Source organism: Azospirillum tabaci, from assembly GCF_014596085.1.
Classification (GTDB): domain Bacteria; phylum Pseudomonadota; class Alphaproteobacteria; order Azospirillales; family Azospirillaceae; genus Azospirillum; species Azospirillum tabaci.
The window spans coordinates 1-14,506 of sequence record NZ_JACCJY010000036.1 but is presented as its reverse complement, the minus strand read 5'-3'; the positions used below and the strand labels follow the sequence as shown (position 1 = coordinate 14,506).

Annotated in this window: 18 protein-coding genes and 1 pseudogene; 11 read left to right on the top strand and 8 right to left on the bottom strand. The window is 69.7% G+C overall.

Annotated features, from left to right (window positions below; genetic code table 11):
• Positions 1-3: 3 nt before the first annotated feature.
• The 8 genes from H0B54_RS25115 to H0B54_RS25080 all read left to right on the top strand — a co-directional run bounded on the left by H0B54_RS25115 (position 4) and on the right by H0B54_RS25080 (position 5,920).
• Positions 4-1,287, top strand: a complete 1,284-nt coding sequence (locus H0B54_RS25115; protein WP_188262592.1) for a 3-deoxy-D-manno-octulosonic acid transferase — start codon at positions 4-6, stop codon at positions 1,285-1,287.
• Positions 1,284-2,294 carry a tetraacyldisaccharide 4'-kinase gene (lpxK, locus tag H0B54_RS25110; RefSeq protein ID WP_188262591.1) on the top strand — a complete coding sequence of 337 codons (1,011 nt, stop codon included), beginning with the start codon at positions 1,284-1,286 and terminating at the stop codon, positions 2,292-2,294. Before H0B54_RS25115 ends, lpxK begins: the two co-directional genes overlap by 4 nt.
• The gene (locus tag H0B54_RS25105) at positions 2,287-3,195 is read left to right on the top strand and encodes a lipid A biosynthesis lauroyl acyltransferase (protein WP_188262590.1); all 909 of its coding nucleotides are present in this window, start codon (positions 2,287-2,289) and stop codon (positions 3,193-3,195) included. Before lpxK ends, H0B54_RS25105 begins: the two co-directional genes overlap by 8 nt.
• A 13-nt stretch (positions 3,196-3,208) precedes the next feature.
• The gene (locus tag H0B54_RS25100; RefSeq protein ID WP_188262589.1) at positions 3,209-3,880 is read left to right on the top strand and encodes a LysE family translocator; all 672 of its coding nucleotides are present in this window, start codon (positions 3,209-3,211) and stop codon (positions 3,878-3,880) included.
• Between the two features lie 129 nt (positions 3,881-4,009).
• A complete protein-coding gene (locus H0B54_RS25095; RefSeq protein ID WP_014241150.1) occupies positions 4,010-4,402 on the top strand; it encodes an NADH:ubiquinone oxidoreductase subunit NDUFA12 in 393 nt (130 codons plus the stop codon).
• A 30-nt stretch (positions 4,403-4,432) separates the two neighbouring features.
• The gene (mlaD, locus tag H0B54_RS25090; RefSeq protein WP_014241151.1) at positions 4,433-4,918 is read left to right on the top strand and encodes an outer membrane lipid asymmetry maintenance protein MlaD; all 486 of its coding nucleotides are present in this window, start codon (positions 4,433-4,435) and stop codon (positions 4,916-4,918) included.
• Between the two features lie 185 nt (positions 4,919-5,103).
• Positions 5,104-5,370, top strand: a complete 267-nt coding sequence (locus tag H0B54_RS25085) for a hypothetical protein (protein WP_094307048.1) — start codon at positions 5,104-5,106, stop codon at positions 5,368-5,370.
• A gap of 91 nt (positions 5,371-5,461) precedes the next feature.
• Positions 5,462-5,920: a DUF2155 domain-containing protein gene (locus H0B54_RS25080; protein ID WP_343069031.1), complete on the top strand. Its 459-nt coding sequence runs from the start codon at positions 5,462-5,464 to the stop codon at positions 5,918-5,920.
• A 21-nt stretch (positions 5,921-5,941) separates the two neighbouring features.
• Here H0B54_RS25080 and aat read toward each other — a convergent pair whose 3' ends face one another.
• Positions 5,942-6,583: a leucyl/phenylalanyl-tRNA--protein transferase gene (gene aat / locus H0B54_RS25075; RefSeq protein ID WP_188262588.1), complete on the bottom strand. Its 642-nt coding sequence runs from the start codon at positions 6,581-6,583 to the stop codon at positions 5,942-5,944.
• A gap of 125 nt (positions 6,584-6,708) precedes the next feature.
• Between aat and H0B54_RS25070 the strand changes: the two genes are divergently transcribed.
• Complete coding sequence (locus tag H0B54_RS25070) at positions 6,709-7,362, top strand: ribonuclease T2 family protein (protein ID WP_188262587.1); 654 nt, start codon at positions 6,709-6,711, stop codon at positions 7,360-7,362.
• A 254-nt stretch (positions 7,363-7,616) separates the two neighbouring features.
• Here the strand turns inward: H0B54_RS25070 and accC are convergent, their stop codons facing one another.
• The 5 genes from accC to H0B54_RS25045 all read right to left on the bottom strand — a co-directional run bounded on the left by accC (position 7,617) and on the right by H0B54_RS25045 (position 11,671).
• Positions 7,617-8,960: an acetyl-CoA carboxylase biotin carboxylase subunit gene (gene accC, locus H0B54_RS25065; RefSeq protein WP_014241156.1), complete on the bottom strand. Its 1,344-nt coding sequence runs from the start codon at positions 8,958-8,960 to the stop codon at positions 7,617-7,619.
• Positions 8,961-8,980: 20 nt separating this feature from the next.
• Complete coding sequence (gene accB / locus H0B54_RS25060) at positions 8,981-9,430, bottom strand: acetyl-CoA carboxylase biotin carboxyl carrier protein (protein WP_094307045.1); 450 nt, start codon at positions 9,428-9,430, stop codon at positions 8,981-8,983.
• A 23-nt stretch (positions 9,431-9,453) separates the two neighbouring features.
• Positions 9,454-9,903: a type II 3-dehydroquinate dehydratase gene (gene aroQ / locus H0B54_RS25055; protein ID WP_014241158.1), complete on the bottom strand. Its 450-nt coding sequence runs from the start codon at positions 9,901-9,903 to the stop codon at positions 9,454-9,456.
• A 125-nt stretch (positions 9,904-10,028) separates the two neighbouring features.
• Complete coding sequence (locus H0B54_RS25050) at positions 10,029-10,211, bottom strand: hypothetical protein (protein WP_188262586.1); 183 nt, start codon at positions 10,209-10,211, stop codon at positions 10,029-10,031.
• Positions 10,208-11,671: a dynamin family protein gene (locus tag H0B54_RS25045; RefSeq protein WP_188262585.1), complete on the bottom strand. Its 1,464-nt coding sequence runs from the start codon at positions 11,669-11,671 to the stop codon at positions 10,208-10,210. The genes H0B54_RS25050 and H0B54_RS25045 overlap by 4 nt, the downstream gene beginning before the upstream one ends.
• 186 nt (positions 11,672-11,857) lie before the next feature.
• On the opposite strand from H0B54_RS25045, the gene H0B54_RS25040 reads away from it, so the two are divergent.
• Positions 11,858-12,859 (top strand): cation diffusion facilitator family transporter, encoded by a 1,002-nt coding sequence (locus tag H0B54_RS25040; protein ID WP_188262584.1) that lies wholly within the window; start codon positions 11,858-11,860, stop codon positions 12,857-12,859.
• 68 nt (positions 12,860-12,927) lie between these two features.
• Complete coding sequence (locus H0B54_RS25035; RefSeq protein ID WP_188262583.1) at positions 12,928-13,485, top strand: hypothetical protein; 558 nt, start codon at positions 12,928-12,930, stop codon at positions 13,483-13,485.
• Positions 13,486-13,679: 194 nt separating this feature from the next.
• Here H0B54_RS25035 and H0B54_RS25030 read toward each other — a convergent pair whose 3' ends face one another.
• Both H0B54_RS25030 and H0B54_RS25025 read right to left on the bottom strand, forming a co-directional pair.
• Positions 13,680-14,009 (bottom strand): hypothetical protein, encoded by a 330-nt coding sequence (locus H0B54_RS25030; protein WP_188262582.1) that lies wholly within the window; start codon positions 14,007-14,009, stop codon positions 13,680-13,682.
• A 134-nt stretch (positions 14,010-14,143) separates the two neighbouring features.
• Positions 14,144-14,506 (bottom strand): annotated as a pseudogene (locus H0B54_RS25025) (methyl-accepting chemotaxis protein); the annotation flags it as partial.

Here is a 14,506-nt window from a genome sequence, read left to right as displayed (position 1 = left end):
CGCATGCTTCAGTCACTCTACCGCGGCCTGACGACCCTCGCCGGGCCGGCGGTTCGTCTGTATCTCGACCGGCGGCTGGCCGCCGGCAAGGAGGACTCCGCCCGCCGGGGGGAACGGTTCGGCACGCCCGCTCGTCCGCGCCCGCCCGGGCGGCTCGCCTGGATTCACGCGGCCAGCGTCGGGGAAGCCAACTCGGTCCTCGTCCTCATCGACCGCCTGCTGGACGAGACCCCGGATCTGACGGTCCTGATGACCACCGGCACGGTGACCTCGGCGGAGCTGATGGCCCGCCGTCTGCCGGAGCGCGCCTTTCACCAATATGTGCCGGTGGATCTGCCGTCGGCCGTGGACCGTTTCCTCGATCATTGGCAACCCGATCTGGTGCTGTGGACGGAATCGGAGATCTGGCCCAACCTGCTGGCCGCGGTGCGGGCGCGGGGCATTCCGGCGGCGCTGGTCAACGCGCGCATGTCGGAGCGCTCTTTCTCCCGCTGGCGCTGCGCGTCGGGCCTGATCACGCCACTGCTCTCCACCTTCCAGGTCACGCTGGCCCAGTCGAACGGCGACGCGGACCGGCTGCGCCGATTGGGCGCGCGGGGCGTCGTCAGCGTCGGCAACCTGAAATTCTCCGCCGAGCCGCCGCCCGCCGACCCCATGGCCCTGGAGGCGCTGCGCGCGGCCTGCGCCGGGCGCCCTGTCTGGCTGCTCGCCAGCAGCCACCCCGGCGAGGACGAGCTGGCCGCCGCGGTGCATGAGGCACTGACCCCGCGCCTCCCCGGCCTGCTGACCCTGCTGCTTCCCCGCCACGCCCACCGCGGCGCCGACATCGCGGCGCTGCTGCGCGGGCGCGGCCTGACCGTCTCGCGCCGCGGCGAGGGCGCCCTGCCGGCCGCCACCGACGCCGTGCACATCGCCGACACGATGGGGGAGGTCGGGTTGTTCTACCGGCTGGCCCCGGTGGTCTGCATGGGCGGCTCCTTCGTGCCGCACGGCGGCCAGAACCCGGTCGAGCCGGCCCTGCTCGGCTGCGCCGTTCTCTACGGTCCGCACATGTGGAACTTCGCGGAGATCACCCGCCAGCTCGAAGCCGCCGGAGGAGCCCTGCCGGTGGCCGGGGCGGAGGCGCTGCCCGACGCGGTCGGGCGGCTGCTGACCGACGAGGCCGCCCGCGCCGGCGTGGCCGCCGGAGCGACCGCGGTGACCGAAGGCAACCGGCGGATCGTCGACCGCGCGCTGGCGGCGTTGGCCCCCGTCCTGGACGCCGGTAGCGTCCGGCCCGCGGCATGAGGACTCCCGGCTTCTGGTACGGGTCCGGCGGCGCCGCCGGGGCGGCTCTGGGCTGGGCGCTCGCCCCGCTGGGCGCGCTCTACGGGCTGGCCGGGCAACTGCGCATGGCGGCGGGACAGCCGGAGCGGGCCGCCGTCCCGGTCCTCTGCGTCGGCAATCTGGTGGCGGGCGGGGCCGGCAAGACGCCGGTCTGCATCGCCGTGGCCGACACTCTGCGCGCCCGCGGCGTCGCCCCCGCCTTCCTCACCCGCGGTCATGGCGGGCGGGAGCACGGCCCGCTGCCGGTCGACCTCGGCACCCACGACTCCGCCGCGGTGGGCGACGAGGCGCTGCTGCTGGCCGCCCATGGTCCCTGCTGGGTGGCGCGCGACCGCGCCGCCGGGGCGCGGGCGGCGGTCGCCGCGGGCGCATCCGTCCTGGTCATGGACGACGGGTTCCAAAATCCCGGGCTGGCCAAGGATCTGTCGCTGATCGTGGTGGATGGCGCGGTGGGCTTCGGCAACGGCCATCTCGTACCGGCCGGCCCTCTGCGCGAGCCGGTGGCCCGCGGGCTGGCCCGCGCCGGAGCCGTGGTCGTGCTGGGGGAGGACCGCGCCGGGGTGGAGCGCCGCGTGGCCGGCGCGCTGCCCGTCCTGCACGCCCGGCTGGAACCCGTGGAGAGCGCCCACGATCTGGCCGGACGGGCGGTCCTGGCCTTCGCCGGCATCGGACGGCCCGAGAAGTTCTTCGCGACGCTGGAGGCGCTGGGCGCCCGCGTCGTGGAGCGCGCCGCCTTCGCCGACCACCACCCTTACCGTCCGGAGGAGGTGATGGCCCTGGTCGACCGCGCCAACGCCCTGGGCGCCCTGCCGGTCACCACCGTGAAGGACGCCGTCCGCCTGCCGGACCCTCTGCGCGCCCTGGTCCGGGCGGTGCCGGTGCGCGCCGTCTGGCGGGACCCCGCCGCCCTCGACCGCCTGCTCGCCCCCCTTCTGACCGCGCTTCCGACTGGAGTTCCCAATGGCTAAGCCGCGCGGCCCCCTGGTGTCCTGGCTGACCCGGCGGGTCGGCTACCCGCTGGAGGCCGTCCTCGTCTACGGCTTCTGCGGCTTGTTCCGCGCCCTGCCGCTCGACCGCGCCTCGGCTCTCGGCGGCTGGATCGGGCGGACCGTCGGCCCGCGCCTTCGCGGCACGCGCACCGCCCGCCGCAACCTGGAGCGCGCCTTCCCCGAGAAATCCCGCGCGGAGATCGAGGCGATCATCCTTGGCATGTGGGACAATCTGGGCCGCGTCATCGCCGAGTACCCGCACCTCGACGCCATCGGCGCGTACGGCCCCGGCGGACGGACCGAGGTGATCGGGGGCGAGCACATCGACGCCCTGCGCGACGACGGCAAGGCCGGCATCCTCGTCTCGGGCCATTTCGCCAACTGGGAAGTGAAGCCCGTCTGCTCCCGCAAGATGGGATTGGAACTGGCCGTGGTCTACCGCGCGCCCAACAACCCCTATGTGGGCCGGTTGCTGACCGAACTGCGGGGGGCCGCCGGCGGCACGCACATTCCCAAGGGACCGGAGGGCGCGCGCACGCTTATCCGGGTGCTGACCAAGGGCGGGCATGTCGGCATGCTGATCGACCAGAAGATGAACGACGGCATGCCCGTCCCCTTCTTCGGGCGCGACGCCATGACCGCCCCGGCGGCGGCGCAGCTCGCCCTGCGGCTGGGCATCCCGCTGGTGCCGGCGCGGACGGAACGGCTGGGCGGCGCGCGCTTCCGCATCACCGTTCTGCCGCCAGTCGAGTCTCCCAACACCGGTGACCGCAACGCTGATGTGCGGATTTTGATGGAGCGCCTGAACGGTCTGTTGGAGCAATGGATTCGCGAGCGCCCCGCCGAATGGCTCTGGCTGCACCGGCGCTGGCCCGACTGACGGAGAAAGTCCCATGGCCCTGCCGCTCGACCCGCATCTGCTTCAGCTTTACCTCGTCGCGGCGCTGGTCCTGACGCTGGCGCCGGGACCGGATTCGCTGCTGGTCCTGTCGCGCAGCGTGATGGAAGGGCGCAACGCCGGGGTGGTCGCCACCGCCGGCATCACCGTGGGGAACCTGATCCACGCGCTGCTCGCCGCCGCCGGCATCTCGGCGCTGGTCGCCGCCTCCCCGGCCCTGTTCGACGTGCTGCGCTACGCCGGCGGCGCCTATCTGGGCTGGATCGGCGGGCGGGCGCTGTGGAGCGCCCTGCGGAGCGGCTTCGGCCGCCGCGGCGGCGCGGAGGAGGCGACCGCCAAGCCCGAGTCGGCCCCGGCGCACCGCGTCTTCCTCCAGGCGCTGCTGACCAATCTGCTGAATCCGAAGGTCATCCTGTTCTATCTCGCCTTCGTGCCGCAATTCGTCGCACCGGCGCTCGGCCACGTCGCGCTGCAGATCTTCCTGCTCGGCGCGATCCTCGGCGTCATCGGCGGCCTCTACCTGCTGGGGGTCGCGGCGCTCAGCGCCGGTGCCGCGCGGCGCGCCCTGTCGAGCGCGCGGGTGCGGGCGGTGCTGGACGGCGTCGCGGGGGTGCTGTTCCTGGGCTTCGCGCTGCGTCTGCTGCTGACCGACCGGCGCATCGCCTGACGGCAAATCCGTCAGGCGGGAAAAGACGTTGCGGAGTCAGTGGACGAGCGTGGCCGGGGGTGTCATAGTGCCGCCCGCGTTTAACCGGCCAGCCCGTCCGGCCGAATGGCTTACCGACCGCGAGCGACGATGAGCGAGAAAATCTCCCTGATCACCTGGATGGCGAACATCCACATCCGGTTCGTCACCTGGCGCCGGGGCAACAAGGTCGGCACCGACCGCTTCGGCAACACCTATTACCGCGCCCCGAGCGCGATCGCCGGCGTCAAGGAACGCCGCTGGGTGATCTATGCCGGGGAGCCGGATGCCTCCAAGGTGCCGCCGGAATGGCACTCCTGGCTCCACCACACCACCAAGGAGCCGCTGCCGGAAGGCAACAGCGCCTTCCACAAGCCGTGGCAGAAGGAGCATCTCCCGAACCTGTCCGGCTCGCTCCAGGCCTACCGGCCGCCCGGGCATCAGTATGCGGGCGGGCAGCGCGTGCGCGCCACCGGCGATTACGAACCCTGGACTCCGGGCTGAGACGCCCGCGCGGTCCCTTAGGAATTCCTCATGCGCCGCAATGTGATTGAAACCGTGCTCGGCGGGGTCGTCCTCGCCGTGGCCGGCTTTTTTCTGGCTTTCGCCTACACCAGCGCCGATTTGCGCAAGGTGAACGGCTACGCCCTCACCGCCAATTTCACCAGCATCTCCGGCCTGCAGAGCGGTGCGGACGTGCGGATCAGCGGCGTGAAGGTGGGGTCGGTCACCGAACTGACGCTCGACCCGAAGAGCTATCAGGCGGTCGTGCACATGTCGATCCACCCGGACATCAAGCTGCCCAAGGACACCGCGGCGGTCATCGCCTCGGAAAGCCTGCTGGGCGGCAAGTTCCTGTCGCTGGAACCGGGCGGCGAAGAGGACATGCTCAAGCCGGACGGCCGCGTCGAGTACACGCAGAGCACCCCCGGCATCGAACAGCTCCTGGGTCAGGTCATCTTCTCGCTGCAGAACATGAGCAAGCCCGGCCAGGAGGGCGGCGAACCGCCCAAGCTGTAAACGCCGCATACAAAGACGTCGAACGAAGGGGCCTCACGGCCCCTTTTTTCGTTTGCGCCATCCACTTTTTCCCAAACCCCATCGGAACAGCCGCGGCCACGCTGCCGTTTCCTTCCGCAGACCCAACACGGCACACCGATCACGCGAGACTCATCACGCCAGCCCCATCACAAAGGAGATCAGCGATGAAAGCCCGTTTCCTGGTTCTCGGCCTCGCCCTGCTCGCCGCCGCCTGCGGCGTCAACACCGAGGAGAAGGCCGCCAGCGGCGCTCTGGGCGGAGCGGCGGCGGGCGCCGTGATCGGCGGGCCGGTCGGCGCGGTGGTCGGTGGCGCTGCGGGTGCCGCGGGCGGCACCGCCACCCAGAAGGTCGAGGAGAAGGAGGGCACCGCCGGTCCGTCCACCAACGCTCCCTACGGCGGCGCCCGCCCCAGCGGCAGCATCACCCAGTAAAGCCGGCACGGAGTAGACGGGGAGACGCTTCCGGGCTAGAAGGCTGTCGGGTTTCGGCCCACGCCGTTCGACATCACGGAAGCGATCCCCAGTGACGACGATCCAAGTGACGACGACTCCGAAAAGCCTCATCGGCCCGATCGTTGGCAAACGCATTCGCGGCGCGGCCCTGGCGGCCGCGCTGCTCTGCCTTCCGGCCCTGAGCCTGACCAGCCCGGCCGGCGCCGCCCCGGTGCCGGAGGAGATGGTCAGCCGCCCCGCCGCCAAGCTTCAGGGGCTGGACAAGATCACCGCCCGCACCTCCACCTTCACCATCGCGGTCGGCGAGACCAAGACGCTCGGCAGCCTGCGCATCACGCTGCGCGCCTGCAAGGAGAACCCGCCGATCGAGCCGCCGGAAACCGCCGCCTTTCTGGAAGTGATCGAGAACAAGCCCGGCGAGCAGGCCGAGCCGGTGTTCAGCGGCTGGATGTTCGCCTCCAGCCCCGCCCTGTCGGCGATGGAGCACCCGATCTACGACGTCTGGGTCCTGTCCTGCGAGGGGGACTGAGGCAAGCCCAGCGCCTCGCCTTCACCCCTCCGTGCCCAGCAACGCCGCGATGGCCGTGCCCTGGTCCACGCCGCCGAAGTCCGTCGGCACCGCCAGGGCGGCGGCCAGCCGACGGCGGTACTCGGAGCGCGGGATTTCCATGGCGCCGAACTGGCTCAGATGCTCCGTCACGAATTGCGCGTCCAGCAGCGTGTAGCCCGCCGCCCGCAGCCGGGCGACCAGATGCACCAGCGCCACCTTGCTGGCGTCGGTGACGCGGCTGAACATGCTTTCCCCGAAGAAGGCGCCGCCCAACGCGACGCCATACAGACCACCGACGAGTTGGCTCCCGCTCCAGCATTCCACGCTGTGGGCGCAGCCACGCTCGTGCAGTTCGGTGTAGAGCCGCAGGATGTCGCCGTTGATCCAGGTCTTCGGGCGGTCCGGCGTCGATTCCGCGCAAGCTTCGATCACCGCGCGGAAGGCCGTGTCGAAACGCAGCTCGAATGGGCCGCGCCGCACGGTCTTGCGCAGTTTGCGCGGGACGTGGAAGCCCTCCAGCGGCAGGACGCCGCGCCGCTCCGGATCGAACCAGTACAGCTCCTCGGAGTCGGCGTTCTCCGCCATCGGGAAAATGCCGGCGGCGTAGGCGCGCAGAAGCAACGATGCGGACAGTTCGATCATCGCGGACACTATAGCCGTTTGCCCCCTCACCCCAGCAACGTTATCTCAGCGCACCACTTCCGCGCGACAGGTGGCTCCCACCATGGTATGCAACGGAAGGAAGCGTTCACAGGAGGGACTCCATTATGAAGACGGCTCTGCCAGCCATCACCATAGCTTTGGTTGCGTTTCTCTCGATGACCGGCGCGTCATGGGCGCAGCGCAAGGCGGAGCCCGGCACCTTCGATTACTATGTGCTCAGCCTGTCCTGGTCGCCCACCCACTGCGCCAAGAATCAGGGCGACGCCGACCCCGACCAGTGCGGGGTGGAGCGAAAGTTCGGCTTCATCGTCCACGGCCTGTGGCCGCAGTACAGCAACGGCGGCTACCCGGCCACCTGCACCCGCGACCGCACGGTCCCCCGCGCCGTTGTGGACGCCACCATGCCGGTGATGCCCAGCGTCGGGCTGATCGTGCATCAGTGGACGAAGCACGGCACCTGCAGCGGCCTGCCCGTCACCGACTATTTCGCGCAGGTCCGCAAGGCCTTCGCCAAGGTGAAGGTCCCCGAGGCGCTCCAGGCCCCGAAGTCCGACCTGTCGATCCCCGCGACCCAGGTGGAGCGCCTGTTCGTCCAGGCCAATCCGGGACTTGAGCCGGAATCGGTGGCGCTGATCTGCTCCAAGCGCGACGTGGCCGAGGTGCGGCTGTGCCTGAACAAGGATCTGTCCTTCATGCCCTGCGGCGCCAAGGTGGTCGACCGCTGCCGCCGCGACGCGCTTCTGACCGCGGCGCCGTGACGGGGGATTCTTGGATGACAACAGGGTCTTCGCGGATTTAAGCACGGACGGCACGGATTTCTTCGGGCTTGCCCAGCCCCCGCCGATCCAACGGGCACGCGCTGAGCACGAGTATATAAATCCGTGAAATCCGTGCCTGGATCCGTGAAATCCGTGAAGACCTTGTCACCCGAGAATTCGACACCCACACGAACGAAAAGAGCCCTTCCTCCCCACCGGGAAGAAGGGCTCTTTTCTTTGAACCGTTCTGCCGTTTACTTCTTCATGCCCATCAGCTGTTCGAGCCAATGGATGTCGTAGTTGCCGTCGATGAAAGCCTGCTGCGCGATGATGCGCTGGTGCAGGGGCAGCGTGGTGTCGACGCCGCCGATCACATACTCCTCGATCGTCCGGCGCAGCCGCATCAGGCACTCGTTGCGGGTGGTGCCGTGGACGACCAGCTTGGCGATCAGGCTGTCGTAATGCGGCGGGATGCGGTAGCCGTCGTAGAGCGCCGAGTCGACGCGCACGCCCAGACCGCCCGGCGCGTGGTAGCCGTCGATCTTCCCCGGCGACGGGATGAAGGTCTCCGGATGCTCCGCGTTCACGCGGCACTCGATCGAGTGGCCCTGGAACCGGATGTCCGCCTGGCCGTAGCCGAGCGGGGCGCCGGTCGCCACGCGGATCTGCTCGCGCACCAGATCGATGCCGGTGATCATCTCGGTGATCGTGTGCTCGACCTGCAGGCGGGTGTTCATCTCGATGAAGTAGAACTGCCCGTCCTCGAACAGGAACTCCATCGTGCCGACGCCGCGGTAACCGATGGCCGCCGCCGTCTTGGCCGCCAGATCGCCGATGAAGGCGCGCTGCTCGGCGTTCAGGGCCGGCGACGGGGCTTCCTCGATGACCTTCTGGTGGCGGCGCTGCACGGAGCAGTCGCGCTCGCCGAAATGCACGCAATTGCCATGCTCGTCGCCGAGAAGCTGGATCTCGATGTGCCGGGGCTTGCCGAGATACTTCTCGATGTAGACCTCGTCGTTGCCGAAGGCGGCGCGCGCCTCGCCACGGGCGAGCTGGTAAGCTTCCTTGAGCTGGTCGGGGTTGCGGGCGACCTTCATGCCCTTGCCGCCGCCGCCCGCCGCCGCCTTGATGAGGATCGGATAGCCGGTCTCACGGCCGATCTTCTCCGCCTCCTCCAGCGTCGGCACCGGGCCGTCGGAGCCCGGGACCACGGGCAGCCCCTGCTCCATCACCGTCTTCTTCGCGGTGACCTTGTCGCCCATGATGCGGATGTGCTCCGCGGTCGGGCCGATGAAGGTGAAGCCGTGCTCCTCCACCATCTCCGCGAACTGGGCGTTCTCCGACAGGAAGCCGATGCCGGGATGGATCGCGTCCGCCCCGGTGATCGACGCCGCCGACAGGATCGCCGGAATGTTCAGGTAGCTTTCGCGGGCCGACGCGGGGCCGATGCACACGCTCTCGTCCGCGAGGCGGACGTGCATGGCGTCGGCATCGGCGGTGGAATGCACCGCCACGGTCTGGATGCCCATTTCGCGGCAGGCGCGGTGGATGCGCAGAGCAATCTCACCGCGGTTCGCGATCAGGACCTTCTCGAACATCGCCAAGGGATGATCCCCGCTCACTCGATGATCATAAGGACTTCGCCGAACTCCACCGGCTGGCTGTCGGAGACCAGGACCTCGACAACCGTGCCGCCCCGCGGGGCCTTGATGGGGTTCATGACCTTCATCGCCTCGATGATGAGGACGGTCTGGCCGGCCTTCACCGTGTCGCCGACGCGCACGAAGGGCGTGCCGCCCGGCTCGGCCGCGGCGTAGGCCGTGCCGACCATCGGCGAGGTGACGGCGCCGGGGTGGCTGACGGGCTTGCCCGCCGGGGCGGCGGCCGGGGCCGCGACCGGAGCGGGAGCGGCGACCGGAGCGTGCACGGCCACCGTCTGGGCGGCCGTCGGGCGGGTGACGCGGATCCGCTTCTCGCCCTCGGCAAACTCGATCTCGCTCAAGCCCGTCTCACGCAGGAGATCCGCGAGCTTGCGGACCAGATCGCCATCGATGTCGAAGCTTGCCATGGTGTTCGTTTTTCCCGTGTTCCTTAGTCGCGCTCGAGGATATTCGCCATGGCGTCCAGCGCCAGCAGATACCCGTGCGGGCCGAAGCCGCAGATCATCCCCTTGGCCACCGCGGAAATGTGCGAGTGGTGGCGGATGGCCTCACGCTTGTAGATGTTGGAGAGATGCACCTCGACGATCGGCAGCTCGGACAGGATCAGCGCGTCCATGATGGCGACGGAGGTGTGGCTGTAGGCGCCGGCGTTGATGACGATGCCGTCATGCTCCGTCCGCGCCTGCTGAATCCAGGAAACGAGTTCGCCCTCGTGGTTCGACTGCCGGAAGTCGATGGCCAGCCCGAGCTGTTCGGCGCGTTCCTGGCACGCGCCTTCCAGGTCGTCGAGCGTCATGGAGCCATAAATGTGCGGTTCGCGCACGCCCAGCATGTTCAGGTTCGGTCCGTTCAGGACCAGAACGGAAGCGTCGATGGCCACGGGCCACGCCCCTTTTCCAAGATCGAGTCCGCGCGTTTATAGCACTTTGCGTCGCGCTGGCAATGCCGCATGGCGCAAACATTACGTCCATTCGGCGTGTTCTGCCCCCTTCGACGGCAAACGCCTCATGGAGCGGCGGACAGATGGCGGCGCAGGATCTCCTCGATGGCGCCGCCATCCTTCAGCGTCTTCAATCCGGCGTTGAAGGCGGCCAGGATCGCCGCCGCCGCCGCCAGCGAACGGGAGAGAATCAGGTGCTGCCCGGAGACGGGCCAGCCACCTTCCCTCTTCGGCGGGCGCCCGCTCACTCCGCCGGAGCGCGGTTGCGCCGCCCGGCGGGGTCGGTGAACAGGTCGTTGATGCGCTGGACATGCTCCGCCACCGCTTCGCGGATGGAGAAGATGCGCTTCTCGGCCCCGCCGCTCCAGCCCACCGGCTTCTTGCGGAAGATCGAACGGAAGAAGCGGGTGTTGCGCAGGAAGCCCTGCTGAAGGTTCAGGTCCACGTCGCCGTAGCGCTCCGGCAGGCTGCGGGCGACGCGGCGGGCCATGAAGGAGCGCAGCCAGAAATGACCGGCGCCGAACAGGCCGGCCAGCACCACCAGCGCCACCAGCACCCCGACCGGCAGGCCGCCGGCCCAAGCCGGCTGCGACTGGGTCAGCCAGGTCAGGAAGGCCGACACCGTGTCGCCGCCGGCGAGGCTGGCGATCCCGCCGAACAGCACGGCCAGCAGGGCCAGCCACACCGCGTCTCCGATCAGCACCAGCTTGCGCCAGCGCTTCATCGCCGCGGCAAGCTGCGGGACGATCTCGCCCTTCAGCTCCTTCACGAGGCTGTCGATCATGCCGACGATGCGGTAGGCGCGGGCGACCTCCACCTCGTTGATGCGCACCTGGAGTTCGGCGAGGTCGGAGTCGCGCCGCGCCTCGTACCGGGCGCGCACAGCGTCGTCGGCGATGGCGACCGCCGACTTGCTGTCGTAGAGCGCGTAGAAGCGGCCCGACACCAGCCCGGCCTGGGCGATGGCGCGCTGCCACGCGCCGAACACCGCCTCCAGATTGTCTTCCTTCGCCGTCGTGTCGATCTGGTTCAGGATGTAGCAGACCTTGCGCGCGTCGGCGCGGTCCACCGTCTTCGACACCAGGTGCTTCAGCGTGTCCTGCATCGCCCCCGGCTCCGGGTGGCGCCCGTCGAAGAAGACCAGCACGAGGTCGGACAGCTCGACGATGTGGTCGACCAGCCGCAGGACCGAGCGGCGCTGGTCGTCGGCGTCGAAGCCCGGCGAGTCGATGAAGATCTTGCCGCGCGCCCGGTCGCCGGACAGCGTCTTGAGCTGCAGGTAGTTGTCGATGCGCTTGCCCTCGCCCGCCGCGACCTTCTCGATCTCGTCGGCGATCCGGTAGAAGGGAAAGCGCGGGTCGGCGTTCAGCGCTGTGCCCGGCAGTGCCTCCCGCCGGGTCTCCGGCCCGTGGCAGATCACCGTGAACTTGTCGTCCACCGCTTGGTTGCCGGTGTTCTGCAGCGGCGCGCCGAGATAGCCGTTGAGAAAGGTGGACTTGCCTGCGGAGAAGGTGCCCAGCACCGCGATCATCGGCCACCAGGGGATGCGCGTCGTCAGCGACTCGTGCGGCCCCAGCAGGCCCAGCCGGACCAGAACCCGGTCGAAATTGCGGAAGGTCGGAATGACCGGGAGAAGGTTCGGGTTTTCCGCGCGGAGATGCGCGTCCAGGGCGGCGAGGCGCTGCTGGAGGGCTTGCCTGGGGGTCATGGCCGGCCGGGTCCCGTCTGCTGTGAAATGGGTGACGTCTCGTGTCGGGGGCATTCTCTAGCACGAGGCGCCGTTGCGATGGACAGCGAAATCGCCGTGACCGGAAACGCCGTGGCGGCGGCGCAGCATCGGTCCTATCCTGACGCCGTCGTCCTATTCCAAGCATAACCGCGAGGGGGCAGGCCAGTGACGCAGGGACCGCAGGGCCATGGCGCCCATCACCATGATCACGAGCATCATGACCATGATGATGGTCATGACCACGATCATGGGCACGGGCATGGCCATGGGCATTCCCACACCGCGACGGTGACGGCGGACAGCGAGCGGCGGATCCTGCTGGTCCTGCTGATGACCGCCACCCTGATGGTGGTGGAGGTGGTGGGCGGCGTCCTCTCCGGGTCGCTCGCCCTGCTGGCCGACGCCGGGCACATGCTGACCGACGCAGCGGCGCTGGCGCTGGCTTGGCTGGCCTTCCGGCTGGGGCGGCGCCCGTCCGACCGGCGGCGCAGCTTCGGCTACCACCGGCTCCAGGTCCTCGCCGCCTTCGTCAACGGACTCAGCCTGTTCCTGCTCTCCGCCTGGATCCTGTGGGAGGCGGCGGAGCGGCTGATGGAGCCCCAGCCGGTCCTGGGCGGCGCCATGATGGCGGTGGCGGTGCTGGGTGGGCTCGGCAACCTCGCCGGTTTCTACATCCTCCACCGCGGCGACCGGGAGAACCTGAACGTCCGCGGGGCCGCCCTGCATGTCCTGGGCGACCTGCTCGGCTCGGTGGCGGCGGTCGTTGCGGCGGGCATCATCCTGGCGACCGGCTGGACGCCCATCGACCCCATCCTGTCGGTGCTGGTCGCCCTGCTGATCCTGCGCGGCGCCTGGGAGGTGGTGCGGCAGAGCGCCCACATCCTGGTGGAGGGCACGCCGGTCGGCATCGACGTGGACGAACTGCGCAGCGCCCTGCACGAGGCGGTGCCGGCGGTCACCGACATCCATCACGTCCATGTCTGGTCCCTGACGGCGGAGCGGCCGCTGCTGACCATGCACGCCGTGGTGCCTCCGGGAACCGACCGGGATGCGGTGCTGCGCGATCTGGTCGAGACCCTGCGCGGGCGTTTCGGCATCGGCCACGCCACGGTCCAGGTGGAAACCGGCCCCTGCCCGGACGGTCGGGAGATGCACCACGCGGCCTGAGGCGCCCCCTTCTGTGACCTTCTTTGGTGGTATGGATCGATCACGGCGCCTGAAACGTTGCTTTCGGCATGGCTGCCGAAAACGACACTGATACCGACACCGACTCTCTGCGCCTGACCGCGGAGGAGCTCGCCTTCCTTCTCAGCGATCCGCAGAGCCGTGCGGACCGGGAGGAACGCAACGCCCGCGCCAACCGCTCCCGCACCGAGCGGCGGCGCAGCGATCCCGCCTATGCGGAGCGGCTGCGCAACGAGGACCGGCTGCGCCAGCGGCGGCACCGCGCCAAGGCCGCCATCGGCCGGCCCGAGCGGGAACCGGAACCGCCCGTTCCCCTTCCCGCCCTGTCGGCGGCGGACGCCCTGCGCCGCCTTGAAGCCCATCTGGAGGCCGCCGCCACCCCGCAGGCGGCCCAGCTGCGCCGCCGTCCGGAGGCCCTGCAGCGCTACGCCGCGGCGTTCGAGCTGTACCGCGCCCTGTCGGAGCGGGGGGAGCGCCCGACACGCGGCGCCCTCGCCGCCGCCTTCGCCGCGCGGCTCGGCCTCACCCTCACCCCGTCGCAAATCCAGAAACTGCGCGATCAGGTGGAGGGCTTCGCCCGCACAGGCGGTCCCTGGCACGCCGGCTGACGGGGAACGCCGGAAGCCCGATACAGGGCGTCACGCAGCACGGCCCATGCGGCCTCCGTTCGGCCCGCAAAAGGTCGTTAACCCGCCATTAACTATGAATTAAGGAAGCGTTAAGCCTGTTCCGGCAGTTCACGGCGCTCTGCCGACCACGCCGGCACGCTGCGTGACAAACTGTATCGGGCTCTGCCTTCGCCCTAAAGGTCGGTCGGCGCGTTCGGCACCGGGGGTTCGGCCTTCGGCGGCGCAGGTTCGGCCGGTGCCGGATTGCGTGGTGTCGGACGGGACCGGTCGAGCCGGCGGATGACGATGTCGCCCTCCGGCGTGACTTCGGGGGGAGCGAACATCGGCACCTGCCGCACCCACCCCTCCAGGGCCTTCATCAGCAGCTCCACCCCCTGGCGGGCTTGTTCGCCCGGCGTGCCGGGCGTGCCGGGAACCGGTGGTGTGGCGCCGGGCGGGGGCGGCGTGTCGGCGGCACCCGCCGGCACCGCCCACAAGGCTCCGGCGAGGAGCAGAGGCACCATGAGACTCACGGGGATGAGGCGGCGCGCGGTCATGGGTTCGTCACTCCCGGTTGGTGAATGAGGCCGGTGTGATGGCCTACCCTGACAAACGTCCGCGCCGCCCTTTCCATCGCACGCTTTTTTAGCGCCTCCGGTCAGAACTCCTTCCAGTCATCCTCATCGGCGGAAGCGCGCTGCAGGGTGGCCGAGGCCGCTTTTCCCGCGGCGGCCGGACGGGCCGCCGGCGCCGCCTTGCGCGCGACCGGCTTGGCGGGGGCCGGCTTGGTCGGGGCGATGCTGCGCCGCAGAGCCTGGGATGCCCCGCCATGATGGACGGCGGGGGCCGCCGCGAAGGCCGCGGCGTCCAACTTGAAGAAGCTGACCAGCGAGCGCAGGTCCGTCGCCTGGTTGGCAAGCGACTGCGCCGCGGCGGTGGTTTCCTCGACCAGCGCGGCGTTCTTCTGGGTCATCTCGTCCATCTGCGAGACGGTGGCGTTGATCTCGTCGAGCGCCGCCGC

Coding starts and splice junctions, on each gene's coding strand:
- H0B54_RS25115 (WP_188262592.1), top strand. CDS start 4: ATGCTTCAGTCACTCTACCGCGGCCTGACGACCCTCGCCGGGCCGGCG.
- lpxK (WP_188262591.1), top strand. CDS start 1,284: ATGAGGACTCCCGGCTTCTGGTACGGGTCCGGCGGCGCCGCCGGGGCG.
- H0B54_RS25105 (WP_188262590.1), top strand. CDS start 2,287: ATGGCTAAGCCGCGCGGCCCCCTGGTGTCCTGGCTGACCCGGCGGGTC.
- H0B54_RS25100 (WP_188262589.1), top strand. CDS start 3,209: ATGGCCCTGCCGCTCGACCCGCATCTGCTTCAGCTTTACCTCGTCGCG.
- H0B54_RS25095 (WP_014241150.1), top strand. CDS start 4,010: ATGAGCGAGAAAATCTCCCTGATCACCTGGATGGCGAACATCCACATC.
- mlaD (WP_014241151.1), top strand. CDS start 4,433: ATGCGCCGCAATGTGATTGAAACCGTGCTCGGCGGGGTCGTCCTCGCC.
- H0B54_RS25085 (WP_094307048.1), top strand. CDS start 5,104: ATGAAAGCCCGTTTCCTGGTTCTCGGCCTCGCCCTGCTCGCCGCCGCC.
- aat (WP_188262588.1), bottom strand. CDS start 6,583: ATGATCGAACTGTCCGCATCGTTGCTTCTGCGCGCCTACGCCGCCGGC.
- H0B54_RS25070 (WP_188262587.1), top strand. CDS start 6,709: ATGAAGACGGCTCTGCCAGCCATCACCATAGCTTTGGTTGCGTTTCTC.
- accC (WP_014241156.1), bottom strand. CDS start 8,960: ATGTTCGAGAAGGTCCTGATCGCGAACCGCGGTGAGATTGCTCTGCGC.
- accB (WP_094307045.1), bottom strand. CDS start 9,430: ATGGCAAGCTTCGACATCGATGGCGATCTGGTCCGCAAGCTCGCGGAT.
- H0B54_RS25045 (WP_188262585.1), bottom strand. CDS start 11,671: ATGACCCCCAGGCAAGCCCTCCAGCAGCGCCTCGCCGCCCTGGACGCG.
- H0B54_RS25035 (WP_188262583.1), top strand. CDS start 12,928: ATGGCTGCCGAAAACGACACTGATACCGACACCGACTCTCTGCGCCTG.
- H0B54_RS25030 (WP_188262582.1), bottom strand. CDS start 14,009: ATGGTGCCTCTGCTCCTCGCCGGAGCCTTGTGGGCGGTGCCGGCGGGT.